We start from the raw sequence: 25,730 nt of genomic DNA on the forward strand, positions 1-25,730 counted from the left end.
TTTTCAAGAAGGTTTTCAAGCTAAACGTGCCATTGTCACTTATTTGGTGTCAGGCACCAGAATAAAAAGAAGTGTCACTTATTGGTGCCTGACACCAATAAGTGACACTTTTTTTGACACTTTGCTAACCAGCCTGGGAATGTCCTTAGACAGATGCTCCTTTTTATCTTAACAAATCCGCGGCAGGTGCTCTCCCTCCAACCGACGCAGGAGGCGCTTAGCACCCACGGTCGTCTCGAGGAGCACTGCCCCGCCCTGGTCCCGTCCGGTAACCTTGCCGATTATTTGCGCATCGCTCCCCAATGGGTGGCCCTTGACGGCGGTCAATACCTTTTCCTTACTTTGGTTTTTGGCAATTATGATTACTTTGCCTTCATTGGCCAGATACAACGGATCCATTCCCAACATAGCGCACCCCAGGGTGACGGCAGGCTTTACCGGTACTTGGTCCTCGATAATTTCCATCACCGTACCCGATTGTTCTGCTAACTCACATAGCGTGGTAGCCAGACCACCCCGGGTGGGATCACGCATGCAGACTATCGAACCGGTGCGGCTCACTGCTTCGACCAAACCGTTTAAAGCGGCACAGTCACTGGTAAGCACCGTTTCAAAGGATAAACCTTCCCGACAGCTCAACACTGCCATACCGTGATCACCCATAGTGCCGCTGACGATGATTACGTCGCCCACTTCAATGTTGGCAGGCCCCAGCTGGGTGCCTGGAGAAATAAGCCCGATACCGGCGGTATTTATGTAGAGTTTATCCGCATTGCCCCGCTCCACCACCTTGGTATCCCCTGTCACCACTGCTGCTCCCGCAGTTTCAGCTGTATTGGCCAGTGACTGCAAAATTTTCTGCAGCTTGGAAATCTCAAATCCTTCCTCGATAATCAGTCCAACGCTTAAAAAAAGTGGTTCCGCCCCGCTTACTGCCAGGTCATTGATGGTGCCGCAGGCAGCCAGTTTGCCTATATCGCCCCCAGAAAAAAATAACGGGGAAATGACAAAACTATCGGTAGTAAAAGCCATTTTACCCCAGGCGGTAAAAGATGCGGCATCTAACAGCTCATGGCCTCCGTTGCTGCCAAATGCTGGATAGATGACCTCCTCAATCAACCGTTGGGACAGCTTACCGCCGCTGCCGTGAGCCAGTGTTATTTTATCTCTTTTCATGCCAATTCCCCCTGATATTCCGCATATCTGTAATAGGCGGCGCAGGTCCCTTCGGAAGAAACCATACAGGGGCCCACCGGCTCCATGGGAGTACACGCTCTGCCGAATGACCTGCATTGATGCGGTTTTTTAATCCCCTTCAAGATTTCGCCGCAGGCACAGCCTGGCTGTACCTTCACCGCTGTCGGGGGTACCTGGGGCAAACCAAATTTTGCCTTAGCATCAAATCTCTCATATTCGCGTCTTAATCTCAGCCCGCTCTCGGGTAGCAGCCCCAGTCCGCGCCAACGGGCGTCCTCGGGTGTAAAAACTTTCGCCGCTGCTTCCCGTGCCACAGCATTGCCCTCGGGCGCCATGCCCCGATGGTACTGTATCTTAATGGCCGGTTCCCCCTGATTCATTTGAGCCAATAACATACCAACTGTTTCTAGGATATCTTCTGGCTCGAACCCAGCAATAACACCGCCTTTACCATAATCCCTACTGAGGAATTGGTAAGGTTCCTGGCCGATGATTGTACTTACGTGTCCCGGCAGAATAAACCCGTCCACATTGACTTCCTTGTCCTCCAGTAATGCCGCTAGTGCCGGGGGCACCAATTTATGCATGCTGAATACGGAGTAATTTTTCAGGCCCCTTTCTTTCGCTTCAAGCACCGACATGGCCACCACCGGCGTAGTGGTTTCAAAGCCCGCACCCAGAAAGACCACTTCTGCTGTGGGATTATTCTGCGCTAGTGTTAGTGCCTCAAGGGGCGAATATACCACCGACACCCTGATCCCATCCCCCCGGGCATCGGCCAGGCTACCCCTAGTGCCGGGCACCTTCAGCAGATCACCAAATGTGGCAATAATAACCCTACCTTGCCGTGCCAAATCCAGGTAGGACTCAATTTCCCAGTCATCGGTGACACATACCGGACAGCCGGGACCGGATATGAGATTGATATTTTGCGGCAGCAGCTGACGCAGGCCGCTTTTGCCGATGGCATGGGTATGTGTGCCGCAAACTTCCATAAGATTGATTTGCTTGCAAGGGTTCATCCTTTCAATTTCCTGCAGCTGATATCGAACCTTTTGCTTATCAACCATTACTTTCACCTAGCTCCTCCAACAATTTCAACGTTTCCAGGGCGTCTTCCTCGCTGATCTGATGAATGGCATAACCGGCATGTACCAGCACCCAGTCACCTTCGGCTGCATCGGGAGTCAGGGCCAGGGAAATCTTACGTCTGAGGGTTTCGTCACCTGCCTCAGCCATGTCCCCGGATCTTGTCTTGATTCTTAATGGTACTGCTAAACACATCTTTTCTGCACCTCGTTTCCTATCAACGCTTGTCCCAGGGAAACCCCACCGTCATTGGGCGGCACCTGCCGGTGCAGGTATTCATCTATCTTTGTCTCTGCCATTAATTCTTTCACCATGGCGGTCAAGAGACGGTTTTGAAAGACACCGCCGGAAAAAACCACTTTGTCCAAACCGGTGACCGCCGCCATGTGAAGGACACCGTCGATAATAGCCCGGGCCACCGCCCAGTGAAATTTCAACGCCAGGGTGCCCGGTTCTTTTCCCGCCAGGATATCCTCCAGCATTTCAGCCCACAGCGCTGCCGTATTAAGCGTGAAAGTACCGTCTCCATTTTTAGCTAACTCCAGCCGGTAATATTGGCCTTTATCGGTGGAATGGCGAGCTTTAGCCTCCATCTCCATGGGGGCCTGACCTTCATATTTGTTAATGCTGCAGATACCCAGCAGGGCCGCGGCAGCATCGAAGAGCCTGCCGCAGCTTGAGGTAAGCGGTGAATTAATTTTTCGCTTTACCTGTATGTCCAGGAGCTCTCTTTCCTTAGTACCGAGCCGTGGCAGCACCTGTTCGGCCTGCTGCTTAACCCCATTATTTAGGGTGGAAATAAGAAAAGCGTACGCCATACGGTCTACCTTTTTGATGGATGCTTCTCCTCCAGGGAGCGGTAGATAATGCAGATGACCCAGGCGGCTGTAGCTGCCATAGTCCCCGTAGAGGAATTCAAAACCCCAGATAGCACCGTCAGTCCCGTAACCGGTACCGTCACAAATTACCGCCATTACTTCTTCATCCAAACCGTTATCCGCCATACAGCTGGCCATATGGGCATGATGGTGCTGCACCGCGTGGGCAGGTAAACTCAAATCACGGCATAACTTCCCGGCAAAAGCGGTGGTCTGGTAATCCGGGTGCAGGTCATGAACCACCAGCTCGGGCTTAATGTCCAGCAGCGACATCATCTTCGGGACCGCCTCCTCGTATTTCAGGTAATTGAGGTAGTTATCCAGGTCCCCCCAATGTTGGCTTAAAAATACCTTTTCGCCCTTCGTCAGAGCAAATGTATTTTTGAAATTGGGCCCGCAGGCCAATAAAGGGGTCATTTCTTTTCCACGCAGATGTACCGGCAGCGGCACGCAGCCCCTGGCACGCCGGGTGTACTGCCAACTGCCCCCCGTTACTGCGCCCACTGAATCATCACACGGGTTTACTATCCCTCTGTTATGTACTAAAAAAAAGTCTGCTATCTCCCCCAGCTGTTCTAGGGCCTCCTTGTTCGCAGTTATCAATGGGTTGCTGGAAAGGTTGGCACTGGTCATTACTACGAGCGACAGAGTCGGTGAAAGAAGGAGCTGATGAAGCGGGGTGTACGGCAGCATTATCCCCAAAGAGTCAAGAGCGGGATTAATGGCTTGGGGCAATGATAAGTCTTGTTGCTGCAGCACTACAATTGGCCGGACAGGGCTAATAAGCTGTTCTTCTTCGGCAGCGGAAAGGCGACAGCAGCGCCGCACCGTTTCCAGGTCCGCCGCCATCAGGGCAAAGGGCTTGGCATCACGTTTTTTTAGCTGTCTCAGTCTATCTACTGCCTCTTCGTCCATGGCATTACAAGCCAGGTGAAAGCCGCCTAGGCCCTTAACCGCGAGAATATTACCGGCTAACAAGAGCCGATGTGGGTCTTCATTAACAATATTGCCCATGTGATCCCATAGTTCCATCCTGGGCCCGCACCTACCACAGGCGTTGGGTTGAGCATGAAAACGCCTGTTTTCAGGGTCGTCATACTCTGCTTGACAGCTTGGACACATGTCAAACTGATTCATGGTTGTCTGGCGCCTGTCATAAGGCATATCGCGGATTATGGTAAACCTGGGACCGCAGTTGGTACAATTGGTAAAAGGATAGGAAAACCTTCGGTCCGCGGCATCCTGAAGCTCTCTCATACAGTCGCTGCAGATACCCACGTCGGGCGGGATGAGTGCTTCTATACCTTCCCGGACGAGACTCTCCTGAATAAAGAAGCTGCTGTATTTATTCGGTTCTATCTCTCGGCATGAATAACTGGTGATTTTTGCCAAAGGAGGCGGGGAGTTTAGCATTGCCGCCAAAGCCTGGTCTATGCTGCGCGCTTCACCTTCCCAGTGGATGGTTACCCCTTGGCTGTTATTTAGCACGAATCCATGCAACCGGTGCTTGCCGGCCAGCCGATAAATAAAGGGGCGAAAACCCACGCCCTGCACCACACCGAACACTTTTATCTCTCTTGCTGGTAGGACTTCCCTCATGTCACTTCAGCCTTTGTTCTTGGGTCAGGTCATTTTTCCCATAATTTTCTTGACGTACTTGGTCTTTCAACCAACTGCACCACTGCTCCAGCCCTTCTCCGGAAAACGCGGCAGTATGGAAAATTTCCATAGCGGGATTTAAGTTATGTATATCCTCATTAAATGTGGTCAGGTCAAAATTGCTGTACGGCAGCAGGTCAATCTTATTCAATATGCAGGCCCGGGACTCTTGAAACATCAAGGGATATTTGGCCGGCTTGTCGTCTCCTTCAGCCACACTGAGAACTACCAATTTAAAATGCTCGCCTAAGTCATAGGTACCTGGGCAGACCAGATTACCCACATTTTCGATGATGATCAGGTCAATGTCTGCTAAATCCAGTTCATTTAGTGACAGGTTAATCATATTGGCATCCAAATGACAGCCGCCCTCAGTGTTAATCTGAACCACCGGTACCTGCTGCCGCTTAATCCGTTCCGCATCCCTGCTGGTCATTAGGTCACCCTCTATGATTGCCAGATTCAAGTCTTTCCTTAAGATAGGTATCGCTTTTTCCAAAATAGTGGTCTTCCCCGCCCCGGGTGAGCTCATGATATTCACCGTCACAATACCATGTTTGTCAAATATCTCGCGGTTTAAACCGGCCAGGTCTTCGTTACGTTTCATGATATTTTTTAACACTTTAATCTCCAAAACGGTTCCTCCTAGTTTGTTCAAGTATTCAGATCGGGGTCGTCGAGGCTTCAGATGGAGTCAACTCTAGCTGAAGTAAAAGTGAGCACCCCCACTTCTATCAATGGGGGCTTGGTCATCAGGTAAACTCTTTCGGGTAATTGAGCGCTAATCTCCTTCAATGTAGTCAATATACAGTTCCTTACCGGTAACCAGGCTTTTGATTGCTCCACCACAGTGGGGGCAGGCAAAGCATTGCTCTTTTAGCTCATACTCTACATTACAGTCAGCGCATAAAGCCACCGCCGCTTTCTGGTCAACGGTCAATTGGGCACCCTCCCAGGGCGTACCTTCCGCGGATACCTGCCAGCAGAACCGCAGAACATCTTCTACCACACCAGTCAGTTGACCTACCACCAGGTGCACCCGGTGTACCTTTTCTAGTTGGTGTTCTTTTACCTGATCGTCGACCACCGTAATCAGGTTATCGACTATAGCGATTTCATGCATACCCTAGCACCAACCTTCGCATAAATTCTAAATATTTATATTGTTCGTGCTAACTGTGTAACCCATTCGATACACTATTCTAATTTCCTGCTTTTCCCGATCAAGAAAAAAAGTGTCACTTATTGGTGTTGTCACTTATTGGTGTCAGGCACCAGGATACGATCAAGAAAAAAAGTGTCACTTATTGGTGTCAGGCACCAATAAGTGACACTAATAAGTGACAAGATTTACATTTCTTCAACGCTTTTTCCTATATTCACAACTTGCTTTTGTCCTCTTCTTATATTGGTAAACAGGGCCAGGCCTATTGCTATAATTCCCAGCAGGTCTGTATAGATACCCACATAAAGCATGCTGAAGGCACCGACAATTAACAGCACTCGTTCATAGAATACTGCTTTATTGACAAAATAGCCGATGCTGCCTCCTGCTAGTGCAGCAACTCCAATTATAGCTGTAATTAACGCTAAACTGACGCTAACAAACGAACCCTGGCCCAGCAGGGCCGGTGATTGAGCGAATAAAAATGGAATTATATAGGCTGCAACGCCAATTTTACAGGCCGTGAAAGCAATTTTCATTGGGTCGTCTTGGGCGATACCTGATGCAGCATAGGCTGCCAGTGCTACCGGTGGAGTGATGGCAGAGATAATGGCAAAATAAAATACGAATAGGTGTGAACCCAGCGGCAGTATACCCATCTCAATTAAAGCGGGTGCGGCCATGGTTCCGGCTACGATATAGGCTGCGCTGGTAGGCAGCCCCATGCCAAGAACGATAGCTATCATACCGGTGAGCAACAGGGCTATCCATAAATAACCGCCGGATAAGGAGATAATAAATGACGATAATTTTAAGCCAACACCTGTCAAATTAATACTGCCCACCACTAAACCCGCGGTGGCGCAAGCCAATGCAACCATGATAGTGTTTCTTGAAGCGGCCAGTGCCCCGTCCACAAAACGCTGCCAGGTGAGACGGGTGTCCTTGCTAACGAATGAGACAATAAACATTGTGACAATAGCATAAAATCCGGAACGGATGGGACTATATTGAACCACACCTAAAAAGTAAAGTAAAGCTACTAAAGGCAATAGTAAGTACCATCCTTCTTTGAGAACTTCTCTCGTTGATGGGAGTTCTTTCTTTGGCAATCCCTTTAGCCCCAAGCGACAAGCTTCAAAATGCACGCCAAATAGTATGGAAATATAAAATAAAACTGCTGGAATAATTGCCGCTACCGCTACTTCAATATAAGGAATACCTAAGAATTCGGCAATAATGAATGCTGCAGCACCCATAACGGGCGGCATCAACTGCCCGCCTGAAGAAGCACACGATTCCACTGCACCGGCGAAATGAGATTTATAACCGTTACTTTTCATTAATGGGATAGTAAAAGTACCTGTGCCCACTACGTTTGCCACTGCACTGCCGGTTAAAGACCCCATAAAGCCGCTGGCCAACACGGCCACTTTTGCCGGCCCACCGACGAAACGTCCCATCAGAGACATGGCTAAACGCAAGAGGAATTCACCCATCCCAAGTTTCTCCAGCATGGACGTAAGAAAGATAAAGAGAAAAATATAGTTTGCGGACACCCCCAGCGGAATTCCGAAAATCCCCTCGGTGGTAAGGTACATCTGAGATACCACTCGCTCTAAACCGTACCCCTTATGACCCAGCAATCCCGGAAGATATGGTCCGATAAAGGTATAGATTAGGAAGAAGCCGGCAATGAACACTAATACCCATCCCACAGCCCGGCGGGTAGCTTCCAACAGCAGCAATATCATTATAATACCAAAGATAGTGTCCAAGGTGGTATATGACCCGGCGCGCATTACTATCTCCTGATAAAAAACTATAATATATAGCCCGGATGCTATTGCGAGCGTAACAAGTATCCCGTCAAGAATAGTCGCCTGGTCTGATTTTCCTCGCTTGGACAAGGGAAAAATTAAAAAGGTCAAAACTAAAATAAAAACTAAATGGATGTCTCTTTGAATCCAAGCGCCAAGTAGAGATACACCGGCGGTATATAGCTGGAATGCCGTTAAAGCTAGAGCCACTGCCGTAATCATTAATATAGAAAATTTCTTAGTATTTTTTTCCTTAGCAATCTCCTGTTTGCTCAAGTTTACCCCTCCTTGATTGCCTTTCTGTTATTTCATTCTTAGGGTCTGCCCCCATTCTTTCATTTCTTAGCTGTTATTTCTAACAGATATATATACTAAGTCCATACCAGCGGCATAGTCCCAGAGGTGAACTTCCGAGCCTCGATATTGCAAAGTGTGGTCAGCAATAGTGCCAACTCGTAGGGGCAGCGTACCAATTTGCCGATTCATATTGATAATTCTAACCCATTTCCCGTCCAATATCAGCTCACCCTGCCCGGCATAGTCTAGACCGGCACCAAATGATATCCAACTGACTTTGTCCAGCACAAGGCTTCCCTGCCTCACTTGGTAAGCTTCAATTACAGGGAGGTGATCTACCGAGTGAGTATACCGTATTTGGAACTTTTCACCCTCTTTAATCGGGCCGCTCCAAATTAGCTGACCACTATTTGCATTTTCTATCGACAGCATCAAGCTAGGAGCGCTGAATATTTTTGTCCACATTATACCTGCCAGCATTAAAATACCAAGAGAGAGCAGGAAAAAGAACCCGATCTTTCTCCGGTTCTTCTCCCGCCAATCTTTTGTTGGCATAATGTGCATTTACTTCATCTCTGGTGGAATGAGGCGGTCGGGCACCTCTACATTAATTTCTTCTAGATATTTAATTACACCTGGATGTAAAGGTGCAACAGCATTATTAACAAGGTTCTCAGGAGTGGTCAGCTTAGCTCCGGGGTAGACTTGTATGAGTGTATCCACGTGCTCAAAAATGGCCTTAACTATGTTATAAGCGGTTTCCTCCGGCATATCTTTATTTACAGCTACCGTATTCCAAACGGCAATAGTAGTTACATCCTCATCTTGCCCTTGATAGGTTCCGGCAGGCAATACCATCTTATTGTAATAAGGCAGCGCCGATACAACTTTGTTTACTTCGCTATCGGAGAAATTGATGATTCGAATATCATGGGTAGTAGCCAAGTCCATCACTGAAGAAGTGGGAGCACCTACCGACCAGATACCAACATCTATTACACCGTCCCTTAGGCCTTGGGTGTTTTCAGCGAAGGACAAACGCAATACTTCAAAAGCATCATAGGTTATGCCCAAAGAACCTAGCACTCCCTTAGCCATTGACTCAGTACCACTCCCTGGAGCACCTACCGAAACCTTATTTCCTTTCAAACCTTCTATGGTTTGAATGCCGCTATCTTTTAAGGTAACAACGTGCTGTACATTGGGGTACATTTCAAAAAGCGTCCGCAGTCCCAGTTTTCCTTTGAAGGGTTCTTCACCATTAGTTGCCTTAAATAATACATCGTTCATCATTAATGCTAATTGGGTTTGTCCATTTTCAAGCAAGCGGGCATTTTCCACAGAAGCACCTGTGACTTCAGCTGCTGCTTCTATTCCTTGGACATTTTTATTAATAACGTCTGCCATGCTGCCGCCATAAGGGTAATAAGTTCCACCGGTACCGCCGGTGGCAATTGAAATTCTTTCTACTGATCCGGATTCATCCTCGCTGGGAGTACCTCCAGAACAACCCGCAACGATAAAAGTAAGTGCACTAATAACCAATATTAAGAAAATAAATTTCCTTCCTTTGCTCATATGTTTAATTGACAGTTTAATTACCCCCTAGTTTTTAACTATCTTGGAAACATTCAACACTTCATCAATTAATTAATTGATGAATTCATTAATTACACAAACACCAGTTTTATACTCGGTGCCGCTGCCCGGATTACCTACGGATACTTATTTTCCGCAAAATCATCACCACTTTTAACGCAATTCACCACCTTTCAAATAACCTTCCAATAATAGTAAAACAGTTTTGAAGATTCTATTTATTTATGATGCAAGATCGATTCCAAAGGAAATAATTGCGTTAGAAAACACCTGGAAGGCTTGTCTGTAAAGGGATGACGGGATAAGTTCGGCGATAACCTTTATGGCAGAGGGATAAGAAAAAAATGCCGCTTTTAGCGGCAAAATTTGCCGGGCGGCATTTTTTTCTATCAACTTCACTCTTTTATTATCTTGTATTTCTTAATCTTATCTCTTAGAGACCGTTCGCTGATACCCAACATTTGCGCTGTTTTTTTTCGATGCCCGTTTAGGTGTCTAAGAGTTGCCTCTATTGACCTTTTTTCTATTTCCAACATGGACTGGCCGATATTTATGGATATTTCGGCAGACGGGTCTGAAGTCTCTTGCTTGTTCTCATTTAAGGAAGCCCATGCGTCTAGATACTCTGGAAGATCATCCTTAGTAATTGCCTGCCCGGGGGAGATAGCCACGGCGTACTCGATAATGTTTGCCAACTGCCGCACGTTGCCCGGATAATGATGTTCCAATAAAATGCGTTTGGTATCTGCATCCAGCTGCTTTGCTTTCTTACCCATACTTTTGCAGATGCGACTGATAAAATAATCTATTAGCAACAAAATATCTTCTCTTCTTTCCCTTAAAGGGGGGATATGGATGGGAATTACATTGAGCCGAAAATAAAGGTCTTCGCGAAATTTCCCTTGTTTCACCAGCTCCAATAAATCCTTATTTGTGGCTGAGAGAATACGTACATCAGCTTGAAGAGATTTATTTGAACCTAAGGGTGTGACTTCTCGTTGTTGAATTACCCTGAGTATCTTGGCTTGAAGCGAGAGAGGCATCTCTGCAACTTCATCAAGCATTAAAGTACCGCTGTTAGCGACGATAAGCTTTCCCACCTTATTCTGTACCGCGCCGGTGAAAGCCCCTTTTTGATAACCAAATAGTTCACTTTCCAGGAGGGGTTCGGGGATAGCGGCGCAGTTGATAACTTCAAAGGGGCCTTCTTTGCGCTTTCCCAAAAAATGAATGGCCCGACTTACCAGCTCTTTGCCGGTACCACTTTCGCCAGTAATTAAAACATTTGAATCAATGTCTTTAACTTTATCAATTAGGCGAAAAACCCGGCGCAGCGCCTTGCTTTTGCCGATGATACCTCCATAGCTTTCGCTAAATGCTTCGTCAAGGTATTTAACTTTTGCTGAAAGTCTGTAGTATTCGACAGCGTTATCCAGCAGCAACAGCAACTCCTTTACGTCCAGGGGTTTGGTGATATAGTAGTAGGCTCCCAGTTTCATAGCCCTTACCGTGGACTCCACGGTGCCGTACGCTGTCATCATTATCACAACCGTTTGGGGGAAATCTCTTTTAATTTCCTCCAGAACCGCTAACCCGTCACTCTCTCCCAACCGCCAATCCAGCAGCACTACTGAAAATGACCTTTCATTTAATTTATCCAGACCTTCGGCTGCGCTGGTTGCCGTACTGACTTGGTAACTATCTTCTAACGCAAATGTTAAAGATGAGCAAATGGCTATTTCATCATCGATGATTAAAATGTCATGCACCTGCAGTCCTCCTTCGATCTAGCCTTACATCCGGATCCGGTGCCATACAAAGAACCTGCAGTCTTACCGTGGTTCCCTGACCAGACACGCTGGATACGGTGATTTCCCCATGGTTTTCTTTGGCCAACTGGTAGCTAACTGTCAAACCCAGCCCAACACCCGTCGTTTTCATGGTAAAGAACGGGTCAAATATTTTATCTAGCTGGTGACTGGGTATACCATGACCTGAATCTGTAAAATTGATAAAAATTTTATCTCCGTTTGGTACGGCATTGATCACTAGTTCTTTTTTGCTGCATCCCTCCATAGCATCTATACCGTTAAAAATTAGGTTGAGAGCTACTTGTTTAAGTTGGTTGGGATCGGCAAAAACAGTCAGATCTTTATTAACTTCAGTACGGACTCTTATTCCTTTATCTGCAAAGGTTTTTGTAAATAAAATCAGAATGGAGTCCAGCCACTGGGAGAGATTGAAAGTTTTTTGTTCCGCTTTTTTGGGCCGCGAGTAGTCCAGCAGGCCTTCAACGATACCGTTTAGTCGGTTGACTTCCTTGGGAAGATAAGTCGCCATTTCTTCCCTGAACAGAGGGTTATGATGCTTTCTGGGTAACAATTCCGTAAACGCCTTTATAGAAGTTAGGGGGTTGCGTATTTCATGAGCAATACCGGCAATTAATTGACCCAAGGCGCGCATTTTCTCCTGGGTGATCAGCTTTTGCTGCAGTTTCCTTTCGTTGGTACGGTCCTGGATGGTGATGAGGGTGCCCATAATATTTTCTTGCACATCAAGTAATGGTAAAATATCACAGGTGATGTTTTTTACCTGTTTATCAATAGACATCTCTACTTCCGCCTGCTGCACTTCTTCCCGGTTGGCAATTTGTTTTTGGAAAGGTACCAACATGCAGTTCAGCCGGTTTAAACTCTGATAGTGGGTTTGATATAGGCGGGACTTATTTTCTAATTTCAATATATTAAGCGCCGCCGGGTTAATGGTAGATATTGTCCCGTCAAGGTCCAAGGTGATAATACCATTTTTTACACTGGTTAAAATCTGCTCTTTAAAGGTATCATTTTCTGCAAGTAATGCCCGCTGCTCTTTCAGATTGATATTAGCTTGGGAAAGGTCCTTGGTACGTTTAGCTACTTCTAACCGCAAGTTATAGTTCCAAAGCAGGCCAAGCAGGGTTGAAATTACTATAAATACCGCCAGCACCTGAATGATTCTTGTAAAAGGGGCAGTGACAAAAGATAGTTTTTCGTCAAACCATGAGTAGTAAATATGATCAAACTGGCCATTGGCCCGGATCGTCTTTAATGAAGAATTGAGCTTCTCAAGCAGTTGATAATTGCCCTGGCGTACGGCGATGGCATAATCAGCGGGTTGAATGGGGCCACCTACCAATTTATATTTACCTTCCATCCCGTAAGATTTTAGCAGGCGTTTAGCGGTCCAAGGATTACCAATAAATGCGTCGGCCCTGCCGCTGAGGAGTAAGTCTAGCGCTTCTTTTTGGTTGAATGCCACATTGACTCTTACCCGCCGGATATTGCTCAGCAAACCCTCCAGCATTTGCGAATGTTCTATAGCCGCTGTATGACCTTTCAAATCTGCCAAATGTTCAATACCTTCGATGTATGAGGGAACAACAATAGTCTCTGATATGGTAAACACTGTATCAGAAAAATCAAAGAGGTCGTCTCTTGCTTGGGTATACTTCATTCCGGCTACAGCATCTACTTTACCTGTCTCTAAAGCAGCTATCGCATCAGCCCATTCAAGCGGTATCAGTTCTATTTTTATACCGCCGAGGTCCTCTACAGCGTTGATTAAGTCTATATTGTAACCTGTCAATTCCCCTCTTTCATTATAGTAGGAAAATGGGGGGAGATATTTATGGACAGCTATTTTTACTGTTGATTCTGGCGAAGAAGCTTTCAGTTCCGATAAACTGGCCATTGACTCAGGCGGCGATATAGTACCTAGGGTTAATGCCATGGTCAGTACTATCAGTATCTGCATTAGGCGGTTTATCATTTACATACCCCCAGGTATCATATAAACTATAGGCACAGTAAGGACTTTACCAGATAACAATGTTCAGTTATCTTTCTACGCTGGTGGTAATTAATCCTCCCGAGGATAATTTGTTACGGGTAGGTACGTGTTAGGTACGTATTGATGAAAGGAGCAGTAACAGTGAGAAAAGCAATATTCTGGGTTGCGATAATTTTGCTGATCACTGCCACTTTTTTAGGGTGCAGTGGCCTATCTTTATGGTCAAATGCAGAAAATGGCTCAGGGCCGAAAAACACCAACAGCAGTACTACCCGAGAAGCAGTTACTATATTGACCGGGGGTACGTCCGGAGTATACTTCCCCCTAGGCGGTGCCTTAGCGGAAATATATCACCGAAATTTGAATGTGGCAGTTTCATTTCAATCAACTGGCGCTTCGGCGGAAAACTGTTACAAATTGGCCCGCGGCAAAGGAGAATTGGCATTTGCTATGGCGGATACAGTGTCTGATGCTTATTATGGCCAAGGTAGATTTGAAGGCAAACCATTGACCAATATTAGAGGATTATCAGCCATGTATTCCAATTATCTGCATCTGATTACCACCAAAGATAAAGGAATAGCTTCGCTGGCAGATATCAGGGGAAAAAGGGTGGCGGTAGGCGCCCACGGCAGCGGTACCGAAATTAATGCAAAGCGTGTCCTGATTGCTGCTGGATTAACTTATGATGATATAGAAGAACACTTCTTATCTTTTGCCGAAGCGATTCAGGGCTTACGAGACGAGACTATTGACGTCGCTGTTTTGTCGTCCGGCATTCCAAACATTGCGGTAAGCAAATTGGCGGCAGAAAAGCAGTTGGTGCTGATACCAGTTTCCCATAAAATAATAACTAAACTTCAAGAGGTTTCCCCTGCTTACACCGACGTTATTATTCCTGGTGCTACTTATCCCGGTGTTGACACTAATATCGCTACGGTAGGTGTAAAAAACCTTATAGTTACTAGAGAAGAGCTTAGCGAGGAATTCGTATATAAACTAACGAAAGTAATTTTTGAGAATACCGATTTCTTAAGGAGTACCCATGCTGCTGCAGATAATATCCTCCTAGACACCGCTGTAGAAGGTATGCCAATTCCATTACATCAAGGGGCTGAGAGGTATTATCGGGAAATGGGAGTATTAGAGCCCCAAGTTTCGCCATGAGAAACAAATCTATCGTTGTGGCTGTTGTCATGCTGGCTTTATGGTTCATTCCATTAGTGCCCATTCTAGCAATTAAGGACCAGGATACCGGGAAAATACTAACGGCAGTTTTTACTCAAAACAATACTTTTAGTTTGGAATGGATTCATTCTGTAGAGCTTGAACCCTGGCAGGAAACTTATCGGCTGGCTGACGGAAAAATTAAGTTAACTGAAACCCGATTTAAGGCTTTCGGCGCCGGTTCGCCTGTTAACGAAGGTGACGAAATCTTCTTTAAAGACGGATGGATAGTGATAAGAGGTATTAATAGGGAACTTGATTTTCTCCCCTTAACAATTTCTCCTCGCAGCGGACACCGGCTAGATACAGGTAGAAAGGTGCTTCTATTGCAGGACGTTGCCCCAGGGGACAGGAACCTTATCATTGAGCAGGTCAAGGTGAACTTACCCCGGGCGGTTTACTACCGCATTTTCATTGCCGGTGTCACTTATTGGTGTCAGGCACCTATGCCGGTGTCAGGCACCAATAAGTGACACCAATAAGTGACACTTTTGCCAACTTTGGTGTCAGGCACTAATAAGTGACATTTTTGCTAACACCATTCGTGATGTCTAAAACTCAGGTGGTGTTTTTATATCGTTTTTACTCGTAGATATATCGTGACAAGGTTAAACAACTTTATGAGCGCTATAAAGAATTTCTAGCCAAATATTTGCTTCAACTGAGCCATAACTCCTTGAGATTCACTGATTATCTCTTCAATCACCGCCTGAACAGGCTTCACTTCGTCAATTAATCCCACGGCGGTGCCGCACGCCAGCAGGCCAAGGTCCGGTTTCCCTTCCAGCCATGCAGCGCGACCGCGCTTACCGTTAATGACAGCCATCAGATCTTGAAGTCCGCCGCCTCTTGCCTCGATACCCAAGGCTCGTTCCGCTGCTTCGTTGGCCAACACCCTAGTGGTATTTCTAATGGACTTTTGTACCAGAACGGTGTCGTTTTCGCTGGCTTCAATCAACCGCTGTTTTGTGTCCGGATGCGCGATACATTCTTCGGTAAAAACAAATCTGGTACCCATAGTTACTGCATCAGCTCCCAGAGCCAAAGCAGCTGTAAAACCTGACGCATCAGCAAATCCCCCGGCAGCAATCACAGGAATTTGCACTCTTTTTTTCACCTTTGGCACAAAAACCAAAGAACTAACCTGATTTTCTCCGGGATGACCGCCGCATTCAAAGCCCGCAATAATGACGGCATCGGCCCCTATCTTTTCCGCTTTTAACGCATATCGCTCAGCAGGCTTCCCGGCAGGCACCTTATGGAATACTCTAATTCCGTTTTCCTGCAGTTTACCAATAAACGGCTCGGGGCTTGCGCCGGAAGTCTCCACCACGGGCACCTTCTGTTCAATTGCGGTGCGAACGTACATTTTGGTTATCTCACCGGACTGCATTTCGGGCAGCATACTGATGGTCATCGCGAAAGGCCTATTCGTCAATTGCTTTACCTTTTCAATTTCTTTGGTTAACTCTTCTTGTTCAGAAAAGATGTTGGCAGAAATTGTTCCTAAGCCCCCGGCATTGGATACAGCTGCTGCCAGTTCTGCCCGGCCTAAGCCCATCATCCCACCGCAGACAAGTGGGTATTTGATGCCTAACATCTCCGTAATACGTGTTTTCATTTTCGCACCTCCATTAATTTTTAACTGCTCCTCAATGTCGTACAGGGTTACAATAACTGTGACACTTTTATAATAATGTCAACAACTGATCGATGTAATCGCCGGCTTACCCCCAGTCCTTCAAGCACCGAAAAGATCCACGCCGGAAAGAGCAGCTTCTTGATTTAATATTGCAATAATGGTGCCAATGAATGTAATATCTTAACGCGCGTGGTGCAAGTGTCACTTATTGGTGTCAGGCACCGGGAACGGGCACCGGGAACGCTGCAAGTGTCACTTATTGGTGCCTGACACCATGACACCAATAAGTGACACTTTTGCTAACGGCTTCGCTGCAGTAAATTGAGTACGGCGGTGCGGCTCATGGTAATGTTGGCGCCTATTTGCTCGGGAGAATAGCCGTAACGTTTGGCATCTTTGATGTAGGCAATTTTGGCCGGGGTTAAATCACGCAGTCTTCTTCCGGACTTAAGTTGGTGAAACTCTTGGCTGGTACAGCAATTTTGGAGAAGGATTTCGTCCAATGGGGGCCAGTCCTGCGGTTCTCCTTTTGTCCCACGTTTTTTTATTTTCTCTGTGCCTTCCGTTATCTTTATTCTGCTGGTTAGATGGGTGTCTCCCTGCCCTTTGGGCTGATCGTTTTCCGGAATTTGTACTCGATTATTTTCTTGGGGATCTATTAGGGCTTTGATTTGGACGTTTTCCGGAGAATTTACCTGGTCCGAAGGATTTACTTGGCCACTTTCTACAAGGGTCATTTTCTTGCTTCCCGATCTATTTGCAATGTGGTCTGCTTCACCGATAACTCTTCCTTCTTCATAGTTATTATCGTCATGCTGCTGCATTAAACGCTTGTACACGACAGCGGCTTCCTGACGATCAGGAGATATGGCATTTAGTATTACATCGGTATTGATAAAACCTGGGAGAGAACGCCTGTAATATATATCGCTGCTCCAATAATACTGCTCAGCGAGAGAGTATATTCCGGCTTTTACCGGGTTTTGGTGAATGTACCGTAACACCGCCAACAAGTAGCTTTCGTCCTTAATCAGCAGCGACTTATACCTCCCTTGAAACACGTGCCCCACTCTATCCATGCTCTTATTGAAATACCGAGCATAGCGGCTGTTGAGCTGCTGCATGAAACATCTTAAAGGATTGTTGGTGCGCTGCAGCAGTAGATGATAGTGGTTACCCATCAGCACGTAACCCAAAATCCTGAAATTATGTTCGGTTACCATCTCCTCTAGGAGTTTAAGAAAATAACCTTTATGACGGTCCGATTCAAAAATATACTCCCGGTTGTTCCCTCGCTGAATAACATGGTAAATGGCTCCCTCATAGTCAATCCGCGGTTTTCTGCCCACAAAAAATCACCTCGCAACTTATATTCCCTTTAGGCGTTTGCAAAACGCCGCAACCCTTGCAAATTCTATCTTTTTTCTTGCTTAGTTATATAGAACTCCTCACTTGTCTTGTGTAAAATATAGTTAACAGGCAATATCTACATTCAACAAGAAAGGAGATCTATTCTGTGAAATTTAAACAATTATCCCTATCTGATATTTATGACGGTTGTCTTGATTTCGTTGATAAGGATAAACCTCGGTTTCTAGCGCTTCTTGAAGAGCATATTCAACTTTCAGAGTATATTTCGCTGAGTTTCTATCAGGCTTTTTACAAGCACTTTGGTCGCAAACGAAAATTTAAGCTTGAGTCTTTTCTTTATGCACTCATCATTCAGAGAATCTTTTCTATTCCTACAGATGCGCTTCTGATTATTTTTTTGAATTTTTCCAAGGAAATCCGTGAATTCTGTGGTTTTTCTAAAGTACCTGATGCATCAAAATTTACACGATTTAAGCAAGATTTTTCTAAACATCTTCAAACACTTTTTGATAACCTTGTTGATCAAACTGAACCTATTTGTGAGCAAATTAACTCAGAACTTGCTTCATATCTCGTCTTTGATACCTCTGGCGTTGAAGCTTACGTTACTGAGAATAATCCTAAGTTTATCAATCGCTTAATCAAGCAGCTTAAGTCTCAATACAAAGGCAACTCTTCTGTTGACCCATACAAAATGGCATACGGCATTATGCCTTCCTGCGCATCATCAAATCCAAATGTCAAACAGCTTTACATCAATGGCCATTTTTGCTATGTCTATAAATTTGGTATGCTCACAAATGGCCTTGGTATAGTCAGAAATATTTCCTTTTTTGATGAAGACTTTATAAATGCACACCCTGAAATCCCAATAGAGAAAAAGTCTGATTCCCCTGATGAAGATAAATCCTTATCCGATTCTAAAGCACTTAAACCTGTTCTGCGCGACTTTTTTAAAACACATACTCATTTTAAACCCAGCACGTTTATTGGCGATGCTGCTTTTGATACAAACGATTCCTATAACTTTTTATTGAAGGATTGTCACTTTTTAAAAACAGTCATTCCTCTGAACGAACGAGGTTCTAAGAACCTCCCTGAACCCGGGTTCAACGAATCTGGACAACCTCTGTGTCCGTTAGATTCTTCTTTACCCATGAAATATGAAGGTAAAGCGCCCTTAAGGAGTGGCGTTGTTAGAGATAAATGGGTTTGCCCAAAAATGAAGTGGAAAGGTTCTAAACGCATTACTTTATGTGAACATCCTTGCTCCGACTCTCCTTCTGGTAGAATGTTTTATACCTATCCTGAAAAAGACTTAAGACTTTATCCTGGCATTATTAGAGACACCCCTGAATGGATTGATATCTACAAAAATCGTTGCGTTATTGAGCAAACCATTCAACACTTTAAATCCAATTTTGGCGTCGCCAACAGAAAAACTACAAATGCTTTAACCATTAAGGCTGACTTACTCCTTGCAGGAATTACTCAACTGCTTACCGTTATTCTTGCAGACAAACTCCATAAACACGAACTCATCAGAAGCCTTAAACCTCTTTTGGCTTAGCAAATCCTTTATACTTGCTCTTTCAACCCGCAAAATACTTGCGGTTATTTGTGCCGAATTTTTTCTGTCCAACCTCTGCTTAAAATTTTCTGTCCTCTTTATTAAACTTTCTGATTAGCTGCCTACGTTAAATTTTGAATTTCGCAATTACCTATATATTCCCTTTCGTATTGTTTCTGCGTTGAGGTGACATTTCCTGCCAACTATGCGAACTTTTGTTCGGTTTTTTTAGAAAAGTAAATAAGTGATACCTTTGTGGTGCCTGACACCATAAGTGTCACTTATTTCTTTTTTGTTCTAATAAGACGCTTTGCCTTCAGATAGTAGAATAGCTCTGCCCGGTCAGTTTCGTCCCAATCCTCAAAGTGTTTTAGTTCTTCTAGAACTAGTTTTAACTCCGGTTTACCCAACAGGTAACGGATTTCTTCGCCTGCTGTCTGTTCCGGCAACTTGGATGAATTTTCTGGACCCCTGCCTTCACCCAGCAGGTAGCTGACAGTAGTATTGAGCGCCTGGGCAATATCCTTAGTTCTTTCAAGCGATGGCGTGCTGCGCTCGTTTTCGATATCGCTTAAAAAGGAGATGGATATGCCTGTTCTTTCAGACAGCTGTTTTAAAGACAGTTTCTTCTCTTTCCTTAAACTTTTTATACGTTTACCAATTTCCAAAGGTATACCCACCTTTTTTCCGTAAATAACGTATTTGTCTCTCTAGTATATCGCTGTACTAAAACTTTGTAAACTAATACGTTTTTTACGTAAGCCTGCGCATTTCGGCGTATACTCCAATAATTTGCAGAATTTGCCAACTGGTCAAAGTATTTGGATACTGTTGGCGTTTGCATGTGTTTCGGTTTTTACGTAAAATGGTATTGGATTGAGGTGAGAAATATTGGAAATTGGCAAAAAAGTGCGCAAAGAACGCTTAAAGAGCAACCTAAAGCAGTATCAGCTCGCTAAAAAAGCCAACATTTCAAACACCTACCTGTCAGATATTGAAACGGGAAGAACTATTCCTTCACTAAAAACATTAAAGAAATTGGCCGAGGTCTTGGCTGTTGATTGCAGTATTTTTTTAGAGTAACCATATTCTGATAAAAATTAGCCCGGGAAGATGGGTGAGATGGATATTTTTATTTAATGAACCGAGGTGAAAGTAATGTTAAAAAAAACCTGCCCGTACTGCAATAAAAACTCTTACAGCGCTACATTAAACGGAATATGGATATGTCCTCATTGTCAGAAGGACATATCAGATGTTCCTACAAACAGCCATATTATTAACCTTGAAAAAAAATTAGTTGACCTAGTGCAGAAGCATCAGGATAAAAGCAGTCAGGAATTAGAAGAAGCCCTCCGGAAAGCTTTTGCGGAAGCCGGTGTTCCCGGTGATGAAGTGTGGATAAAACTGCTCGTGAAATTTAGGGACTCCGCCCAGCAGATAACTGAAAAATCTACCGTAACGTATATAATGTATGAACCTTGTAATAAGATTTAAAGGAGCGGCGATTCCATGCCAGGGCGGTAAAGATTATCTTTAGAGGGGCCTTGGAGTTACCCATCGTCTTCGGCAGGTATGCCGGGCAAACAATAATAAGTGACACCCCTGGGTGACAGGCACCAATGGGTGTCACTTATTTAATGTACTTTTCTATTCCATTGCGGGCAGCCTTGATTAGAGCCCGGTAAATTTTCCAAAAGGGGTTTATTTCCATTAGGTTCTCGGGGTGAAATTGTACTCCCATGACAAATGTATGAATAGAGCTTTCAAAGGCTTCCAACAGGTAGTCTTCGGACCAGGCGCTGGCTCTGAAGCCCGGGGCAAGCTGGTCCACCACCTGTCTGTGTAAACTGTTGACACTGATAGTTTCTTTACCCAGCAGTTCATATAAAGCGGTGCCTTGAACGACTCTGATTTCATGTGTGCATTCTTCTCTGGGCACCGTTTGGCTGTGATCAATCTGAGCCGTATCCCTGATGCTCAGCCTGGTGGTGCCGCCGGCGACTTCGTTAATAGACTGGTGCCCTCGGCATATTCCCAAGACGGGCAGGTCCCTGTTTAGTGCTTGTTCTACCAGCATGGTATCAAATTGGTGCCGGATGGGATTTTGTTCTTCCAAGCCCGGCAGGGGTTCCACATGGTCAAACTTTGGATGGAGCCCGCCCCCGCCTGTCATCAGCAGACCGTCTATCAAGTCCATGTAGCTGGTAACCAAATCCTTATTGCTTACAACGGGGAGTAAGATGGGAAGCCCACCGGATTTTTCCACCGCCTGGACATAGGGACGGTAGAGATGGAGCTTATCTTTGTGTGCTGATTCCTCATCCTGAAGGTATGCACAGTTTATACCAATTACCGGAAACATAATCATCCTCCTTATTTTTTAAAAGGACCCTGCAAAAAACAGGGTCCCTTTTTATTTACTATTCTACAGGAACCTCAATGTCTAACAAGGGAGGGTACTGCTGGCAGCCGAAGATATCCCTTTCACCGGGACCCCCGCTGGGAGTAGGCCGGTAAATGGTGAACTTAATCGCATAAGCCGGGTCAAAGTGCACGAAGTCAGATATCATGTCGATGGGGATATTAAATAACCGAGCGACAGTTTCTTCAGTCAGCACCTGACTAGATTTAACCAGTTCGTAGTTTTCTTTTTCCCGAAAAATAATATCAAAAGTGACTTTATCTGTACCTGCGTTTTTGCTTCTGATAGTTTTTGCCAAATCAGAGAGTTTTTTAACCATTGGTAGACCTCCTTTAGCCGATTTCAATCATTTTTACTGGAAACAATTCCATGGGGTCATCCACCTGAACCACATGATTCATGGTCCAGACATGGGCGCCGCCCGCAGGAAGCACTTCATCCATCACAAAAGCGGCGGTGCCTGCTGTGCCTTTAACCTCGGGCAGCCTGGCATAAAACAGCTGCCGGGTACCGGTCAAGGTGATTTCCTCCGCCATCTCCTTGGTGGGGGCAACCCCCTCTACTACTACGCCCAGCTCGTGAGATTTGATTTCCTTGACAGGTTCCAAATCTCCCATCACCCCGTTTTTGCCGTAAATCCTAAAATAAAGTCCATATCCTGAATCGCCGTACTTTTCCCTTACCTGCTGACGGGACCATTCTACCACTTGGTCTATGTTCTTAATGGTATAGGGATCCCTAATGCCGGCGATGCCGATATATTTTTCCCCCACCTTACCGGATCCTTCCAGCTTAACTTTTACCTTATCTTGCACTGGGGTAAACTCGGGGCCGGTGATGCGGCAGGTCTTATCATCAAACTGCTCATAACTGCAGCGTGTCATGTCTAGCATACCGCCGGCTACGTATTCGAAAAATGGATTGGACCGTTCATACATTGCATGCCCGGCGACAGAAGCGACGGTGCACCGCTGGTCAGGATGCATGGCGGTAACCTTGACGTCATCCCTGGTTATGGTGCCGATAACGCTCTCTTTAGCACCGTAAGGCTCGGCGCAGAAGGAAGCACATTCCAGTACCTTGCCCAGATAGTAGGACAGGCTTTCCGAAAAATCGTTTAATAAAGCCGGTGCTGCAAAGATGGCACAGTCACTGGATCTACCACCGATAATTACATCTGCTCCCATCTGCAGTGCCTGGATATAGGGGTGAACCCCTGCCACCGCCACTATTCTATCTGTTTCCTCCAGCTGTTCCGTTGTCAGATCTTCCCTGCCATCCAACCCTTCAATGGCAATACCCTGCTTCATTTTGTCCTTCAAGTACTCTTGGCTCACCTCGGAGTAGAAATAGGCCAGTTTGAATTTGGGCATGTTATGTTTTCGGGCCAGGTCCTTAATAATCTGCACGTACATATCTACTTTGCTGTTTGAGCCGGTGTCCCCTGCAGAACCAATAATCATGGGCACTCCCTGCTCCCGGGCAGCCACCAGCATTAATTCCAAGTCGTGCTTCTGCCACTCAATATTGCTAGCACAGGTATCAGCACCCAGGGGTCCGGGACCGATATCATCACTGCCGGAATCGCAGCAGTAATAATCTGGTTTAGTGGCGGCACCGATATAAAAACTTTCTTCTTTGGTAGGTGCAAAACCTAGGTGCCCGTTGGGGCAAATAATTCTTAGTTCTTGCTTGTTGTTCGACATATTCTTATCCCCCTTCAATATTAACTAAAGATAAAGCCAAATATTATAATATAACCTCTTAAAGTGCGTGTTCAAAAAGTCCATTGTAGCAGGAGCAAGAAGTTCAAGGCGCGAAGGCTTTCAGACGCGGAGCGTACTGGTGGCGTACGTGAGCAGTCTCAAAGACTGAGCAACGCAGAAATTCGCCGCTCACCTGCGATGGACTTTTTGAACATCCTCTTAAAGCAAATGACAGGCTGCCTTGTGCCCGTTACCCAAGTCCTTCAACTGCGGTTCTTCTTCCTCACAGATGCGTCCCTTTTTCCTGTAACAGCGTGGATGAAAGCGACAGCCGTTTGGTGGATTAATGGGGCTGGGTACTGTTCCTTCCAAGAGAATTCGCTCCCGTCGTTCACTCTTGTCTACAAAAGGTATGGCAGACAACAGGGCTGTGGTATAAGGGTGGGCGGGGTTTTTAAACAGTTCGTCGGTTTCCGCACTTTCAACTACTTTGCCCAGATACATTACCACCACCCGGTGACTTATATAATGAATCACACTTAAATCATGGGCAATAAATAGATATGTCAGATTATATTCCTCCTGGAGCTCCTCCAATAAGTTGATAATCTGGGCCTGGACTGAAACATCCAAAGCAGAAACCGGTTCGTCGGCAACAATAAACTTAGGCTTCACGGCCAGGGCCCGGGCAATACCGATACGCTGCCTTTGACCGCCGCTGAACTGGTGCGGATAGGAATTAATATGTCTCGGCTTTAACCCAACCCGTTCCAATAACCTAAGAATTTCTTCTTCCCGTCGGATGGGCTCCTGCATACCCAAATTTCTTAAAGGCACCCCCACTATATCCCGTACCATTTTTCTTGGGTTTAGCGATGCATATGGATTTTGAAAGATAATCTGGGCCTCGCTGCGAAACTTTTTCATTCCCTTGGCGGAAATCTCCGTAATATCTTTGCCGTCAAATTTAACACTGCCTGAGGTGGGTTCCAACAGACGCAGTATCATCCGACCGAGGGTTGATTTGCCGCAGCCGCTTTCCCCCACCAGCCCGACAATTTCGCCGGGGTATATTTCTAAATCCACCCCGTCGACAGCCTTTACTACCACGTCATTGGCTTTGACTAATGTCTTTTCCAGCAGCGTTCTTTTGGTAATGAAATGCTTTCTCGCATTTTCCACTTGCAGGAGCGGATTATGGGCCGCCGCCCTTTCTACAATTGCCATGTTACACCTCCTCACCGCTATATAACAGGCATCGGGCTGAATGTCCTTCTTCGACCTCGATCATGGGAATGTCTTGCTGCTGACACCGTTCGGACCCCTGATCGCACCTGGAATGAAAGGCGCAGCTGTCATCAATATTTAAAAGGTCCGGTACACTTCCCGGTATTGGCCTGATTTTTTCCCTTCGACCGCTTATTTTGGGAATGGAGCGGAGTAAGCCCCGGGTATAAGGGTGGCTGGGACTTGACATAATCCTCTCTGTTTTACCTATTTCCACAATCTTACCGGCATACATGACAGCTATCCGATGGCAAAATTCCGCTGCTACCCCTAAGTCGTGGGTGACCAGAATAATTCCGGTACCCCGTTCTTCATTAATTTTCTTCATCAAGGCCAGAATCTGTGCCTGAATTGTAACATCCAATGCAGTGGTAGGTTCATCCGCCAGCAGCAGTTTAGGTTCACAGGATAAGCCGATGGCAATCAAGGCACGCTGCTGCATACCGCCGCTGAATTCATGAGCATAATTATAATAGCGCCGTTCCGGCGAAGGAATGCCCACTTCCCGCATCAGATCCATGGCTTTATCCTTTTCGGCCAGGGTCTTTTTCCTACCCAGCAGACCGCCTTTTACGTTGCTGAAGATGCCGTGGATTCTCATGGCTTCTCGGATTTGTTCGCCTACCTTAAAGACCGGGTTTAACGTGGTCATGGGGTCCTGAAAAATCATGGCAATGTCCTTGCCGCGGATATCACGCATTTCCTTGCGGCTTTTTTTCAGCAGGTCCTCACCTTGAAACATTACTTCTCCTGACATTATCCTCCCCGGATACTGGACCAGGCGAAGAATATTCAGCAGCGTGGCACTTTTACCGCAGCCGGATTCACCGACAATTCCCAATATTTCACTGTTACTTAGACTCAAGCTTATGTTGTTGACGGCCTTTACTAAACCTTTGTCCGTTTCAAAGGCCATGGACAGATTTTTTATTTCCAACATGAGATCACCTCCATGAGACAGCTCCCCTTA

Annotated in this window: 24 protein-coding genes; 5 read left to right on the forward strand and 19 right to left on the reverse strand. The window is 45.8% G+C overall.

Annotated elements, in window-relative coordinates; translation table 11 throughout:
* Positions 1-168 precede the first annotated feature (168 nt).
* The 11 genes from hypE to MFMK1_RS13315 all read right to left on the reverse strand — a co-directional run bounded on the left by hypE (position 169) and on the right by MFMK1_RS13315 (position 13,511).
* The gene (hypE, locus tag MFMK1_RS13265; protein ID WP_366922173.1) at positions 169-1,176 is read right to left on the reverse strand and encodes a hydrogenase expression/formation protein HypE; all 1,008 of its coding nucleotides are present in this window, start codon (positions 1,174-1,176) and stop codon (positions 169-171) included.
* Positions 1,173-2,267 (reverse strand): hydrogenase formation protein HypD, encoded by a 1,095-nt coding sequence (gene hypD, locus MFMK1_RS13270; protein ID WP_366924945.1) that lies wholly within the window; start codon positions 2,265-2,267, stop codon positions 1,173-1,175. The genes hypE and hypD overlap by 4 nt, the downstream gene beginning before the upstream one ends.
* The gene (locus tag MFMK1_RS13275) at positions 2,260-2,481 is read right to left on the reverse strand and encodes a HypC/HybG/HupF family hydrogenase formation chaperone (protein ID WP_366922174.1); all 222 of its coding nucleotides are present in this window, start codon (positions 2,479-2,481) and stop codon (positions 2,260-2,262) included. Before MFMK1_RS13275 ends, hypD begins: the two co-directional genes overlap by 8 nt.
* The gene (hypF, locus tag MFMK1_RS13280) at positions 2,472-4,730 is read right to left on the reverse strand and encodes a carbamoyltransferase HypF (protein ID WP_366922175.1); all 2,259 of its coding nucleotides are present in this window, start codon (positions 4,728-4,730) and stop codon (positions 2,472-2,474) included. Before hypF ends, MFMK1_RS13275 begins: the two co-directional genes overlap by 10 nt.
* Before the next feature lie 34 nt (positions 4,731-4,764).
* A complete protein-coding gene (gene hypB, locus MFMK1_RS13285; RefSeq protein ID WP_366922176.1) occupies positions 4,765-5,457 on the reverse strand; it encodes a hydrogenase nickel incorporation protein HypB in 693 nt (230 codons plus the stop codon).
* 147 nt (positions 5,458-5,604) lie between these two features.
* Positions 5,605-5,946, reverse strand: a complete 342-nt coding sequence (gene hypA, locus MFMK1_RS13290) for a hydrogenase maturation nickel metallochaperone HypA (RefSeq protein ID WP_366922177.1) — start codon at positions 5,944-5,946, stop codon at positions 5,605-5,607.
* 227 nt (positions 5,947-6,173) lie between these two features.
* Positions 6,174-8,084, reverse strand: coding sequence for a TRAP transporter permease (locus MFMK1_RS13295; RefSeq protein ID WP_366922178.1), 1,911 nt, complete (start codon positions 8,082-8,084; stop codon positions 6,174-6,176).
* Between the two features lie 66 nt (positions 8,085-8,150).
* On the reverse strand, positions 8,151-8,669 hold the full coding sequence (locus MFMK1_RS13300) for a DUF1850 domain-containing protein (RefSeq protein ID WP_366922179.1): 519 nt from the start codon (positions 8,667-8,669) through the stop codon (positions 8,151-8,153).
* Positions 8,670-9,650: a TAXI family TRAP transporter solute-binding subunit gene (locus MFMK1_RS13305; protein ID WP_366922180.1), complete on the reverse strand. Its 981-nt coding sequence runs from the start codon at positions 9,648-9,650 to the stop codon at positions 8,670-8,672.
* 449 nt (positions 9,651-10,099) lie between these two features.
* Positions 10,100-11,473: a sigma-54-dependent transcriptional regulator gene (locus MFMK1_RS13310; protein ID WP_366922181.1), complete on the reverse strand. Its 1,374-nt coding sequence runs from the start codon at positions 11,471-11,473 to the stop codon at positions 10,100-10,102.
* On the reverse strand, positions 11,466-13,511 hold the full coding sequence (locus MFMK1_RS13315) for a transporter substrate-binding domain-containing protein (protein WP_366922182.1): 2,046 nt from the start codon (positions 13,509-13,511) through the stop codon (positions 11,466-11,468). Before MFMK1_RS13315 ends, MFMK1_RS13310 begins: the two co-directional genes overlap by 8 nt.
* Before the next feature lie 162 nt (positions 13,512-13,673).
* Between MFMK1_RS13315 and MFMK1_RS13320 the strand changes: the two genes are divergently transcribed.
* Positions 13,674-14,699, forward strand: coding sequence for a TAXI family TRAP transporter solute-binding subunit (locus MFMK1_RS13320; RefSeq protein WP_366922183.1), 1,026 nt, complete (start codon positions 13,674-13,676; stop codon positions 14,697-14,699).
* Positions 14,696-15,232, forward strand: a complete 537-nt coding sequence (locus MFMK1_RS13325) for a DUF1850 domain-containing protein (protein ID WP_366922184.1) — start codon at positions 14,696-14,698, stop codon at positions 15,230-15,232. Before MFMK1_RS13320 ends, MFMK1_RS13325 begins: the two co-directional genes overlap by 4 nt.
* Positions 15,233-15,399: 167 nt before the next feature.
* On the opposite strand, the gene MFMK1_RS13330 is transcribed toward MFMK1_RS13325, so the two are convergent.
* Both MFMK1_RS13330 and MFMK1_RS13335 read right to left on the reverse strand, forming a co-directional pair.
* The gene (locus MFMK1_RS13330; RefSeq protein ID WP_366922185.1) at positions 15,400-16,380 is read right to left on the reverse strand and encodes an NAD(P)H-dependent flavin oxidoreductase; all 981 of its coding nucleotides are present in this window, start codon (positions 16,378-16,380) and stop codon (positions 15,400-15,402) included.
* 320 nt (positions 16,381-16,700) lie between these two features.
* A complete protein-coding gene (locus MFMK1_RS13335) occupies positions 16,701-17,750 on the reverse strand; it encodes an REP-associated tyrosine transposase (protein WP_366922186.1) in 1,050 nt (349 codons plus the stop codon).
* Positions 17,751-17,908: 158 nt separating this feature from the next.
* Between MFMK1_RS13335 and MFMK1_RS13340 the strand changes: the two genes are divergently transcribed.
* The gene (locus MFMK1_RS13340; RefSeq protein ID WP_428846297.1) at positions 17,909-19,342 is read left to right on the forward strand and encodes a transposase; all 1,434 of its coding nucleotides are present in this window, start codon (positions 17,909-17,911) and stop codon (positions 19,340-19,342) included.
* Between the two features lie 281 nt (positions 19,343-19,623).
* Here MFMK1_RS13340 and MFMK1_RS13345 read toward each other — a convergent pair whose 3' ends face one another.
* Positions 19,624-20,010, reverse strand: coding sequence for a helix-turn-helix domain-containing protein (locus MFMK1_RS13345; RefSeq protein ID WP_366922187.1), 387 nt, complete (start codon positions 20,008-20,010; stop codon positions 19,624-19,626).
* A gap of 223 nt (positions 20,011-20,233) precedes the next feature.
* Between MFMK1_RS13345 and MFMK1_RS13350 the strand changes: the two genes are divergently transcribed.
* Both MFMK1_RS13350 and MFMK1_RS13355 read left to right on the forward strand, forming a co-directional pair.
* Positions 20,234-20,425 (forward strand): helix-turn-helix domain-containing protein, encoded by a 192-nt coding sequence (locus MFMK1_RS13350; protein WP_366922188.1) that lies wholly within the window; start codon positions 20,234-20,236, stop codon positions 20,423-20,425.
* A gap of 75 nt (positions 20,426-20,500) precedes the next feature.
* Positions 20,501-20,839, forward strand: coding sequence for an eL43 family ribosomal protein (locus tag MFMK1_RS13355; protein ID WP_366922189.1), 339 nt, complete (start codon positions 20,501-20,503; stop codon positions 20,837-20,839).
* Positions 20,840-20,975: 136 nt separating this feature from the next.
* Here MFMK1_RS13355 and MFMK1_RS13360 read toward each other — a convergent pair whose 3' ends face one another.
* The 5 genes from MFMK1_RS13360 to MFMK1_RS13380 form a co-directional block, all read right to left on the reverse strand.
* Positions 20,976-21,707: a gamma-glutamyl-gamma-aminobutyrate hydrolase family protein gene (locus tag MFMK1_RS13360; protein WP_366922190.1), complete on the reverse strand. Its 732-nt coding sequence runs from the start codon at positions 21,705-21,707 to the stop codon at positions 20,976-20,978.
* Between the two features lie 58 nt (positions 21,708-21,765).
* Positions 21,766-22,086, reverse strand: coding sequence for a DUF4387 domain-containing protein (locus MFMK1_RS13365; protein ID WP_366922191.1), 321 nt, complete (start codon positions 22,084-22,086; stop codon positions 21,766-21,768).
* A 13-nt stretch (positions 22,087-22,099) separates the two neighbouring features.
* Entirely contained in the window at positions 22,100-23,473 is a 1,374-nt protein-coding gene (locus MFMK1_RS13370) for an acyclic terpene utilization AtuA family protein (protein ID WP_366922192.1), read from the reverse strand.
* A 219-nt stretch (positions 23,474-23,692) separates the two neighbouring features.
* Complete coding sequence (locus tag MFMK1_RS13375) at positions 23,693-24,700, reverse strand: ABC transporter ATP-binding protein (protein WP_366922193.1); 1,008 nt, start codon at positions 24,698-24,700, stop codon at positions 23,693-23,695.
* 1 nt (position 24,701) lies between these two features.
* Positions 24,702-25,700 carry an ABC transporter ATP-binding protein gene (locus MFMK1_RS13380; protein WP_366922194.1) on the reverse strand — a complete coding sequence of 333 codons (999 nt, stop codon included), beginning with the start codon at positions 25,698-25,700 and terminating at the stop codon, positions 24,702-24,704.
* Positions 25,701-25,730 lie beyond the last annotated feature (30 nt).

Source organism: Metallumcola ferriviriculae, from assembly GCF_035573695.1.
In the GTDB taxonomy this organism is placed as follows: domain Bacteria; phylum Bacillota; class JADQBR01; order JADQBR01; family JADQBR01; genus Metallumcola; species Metallumcola ferriviriculae.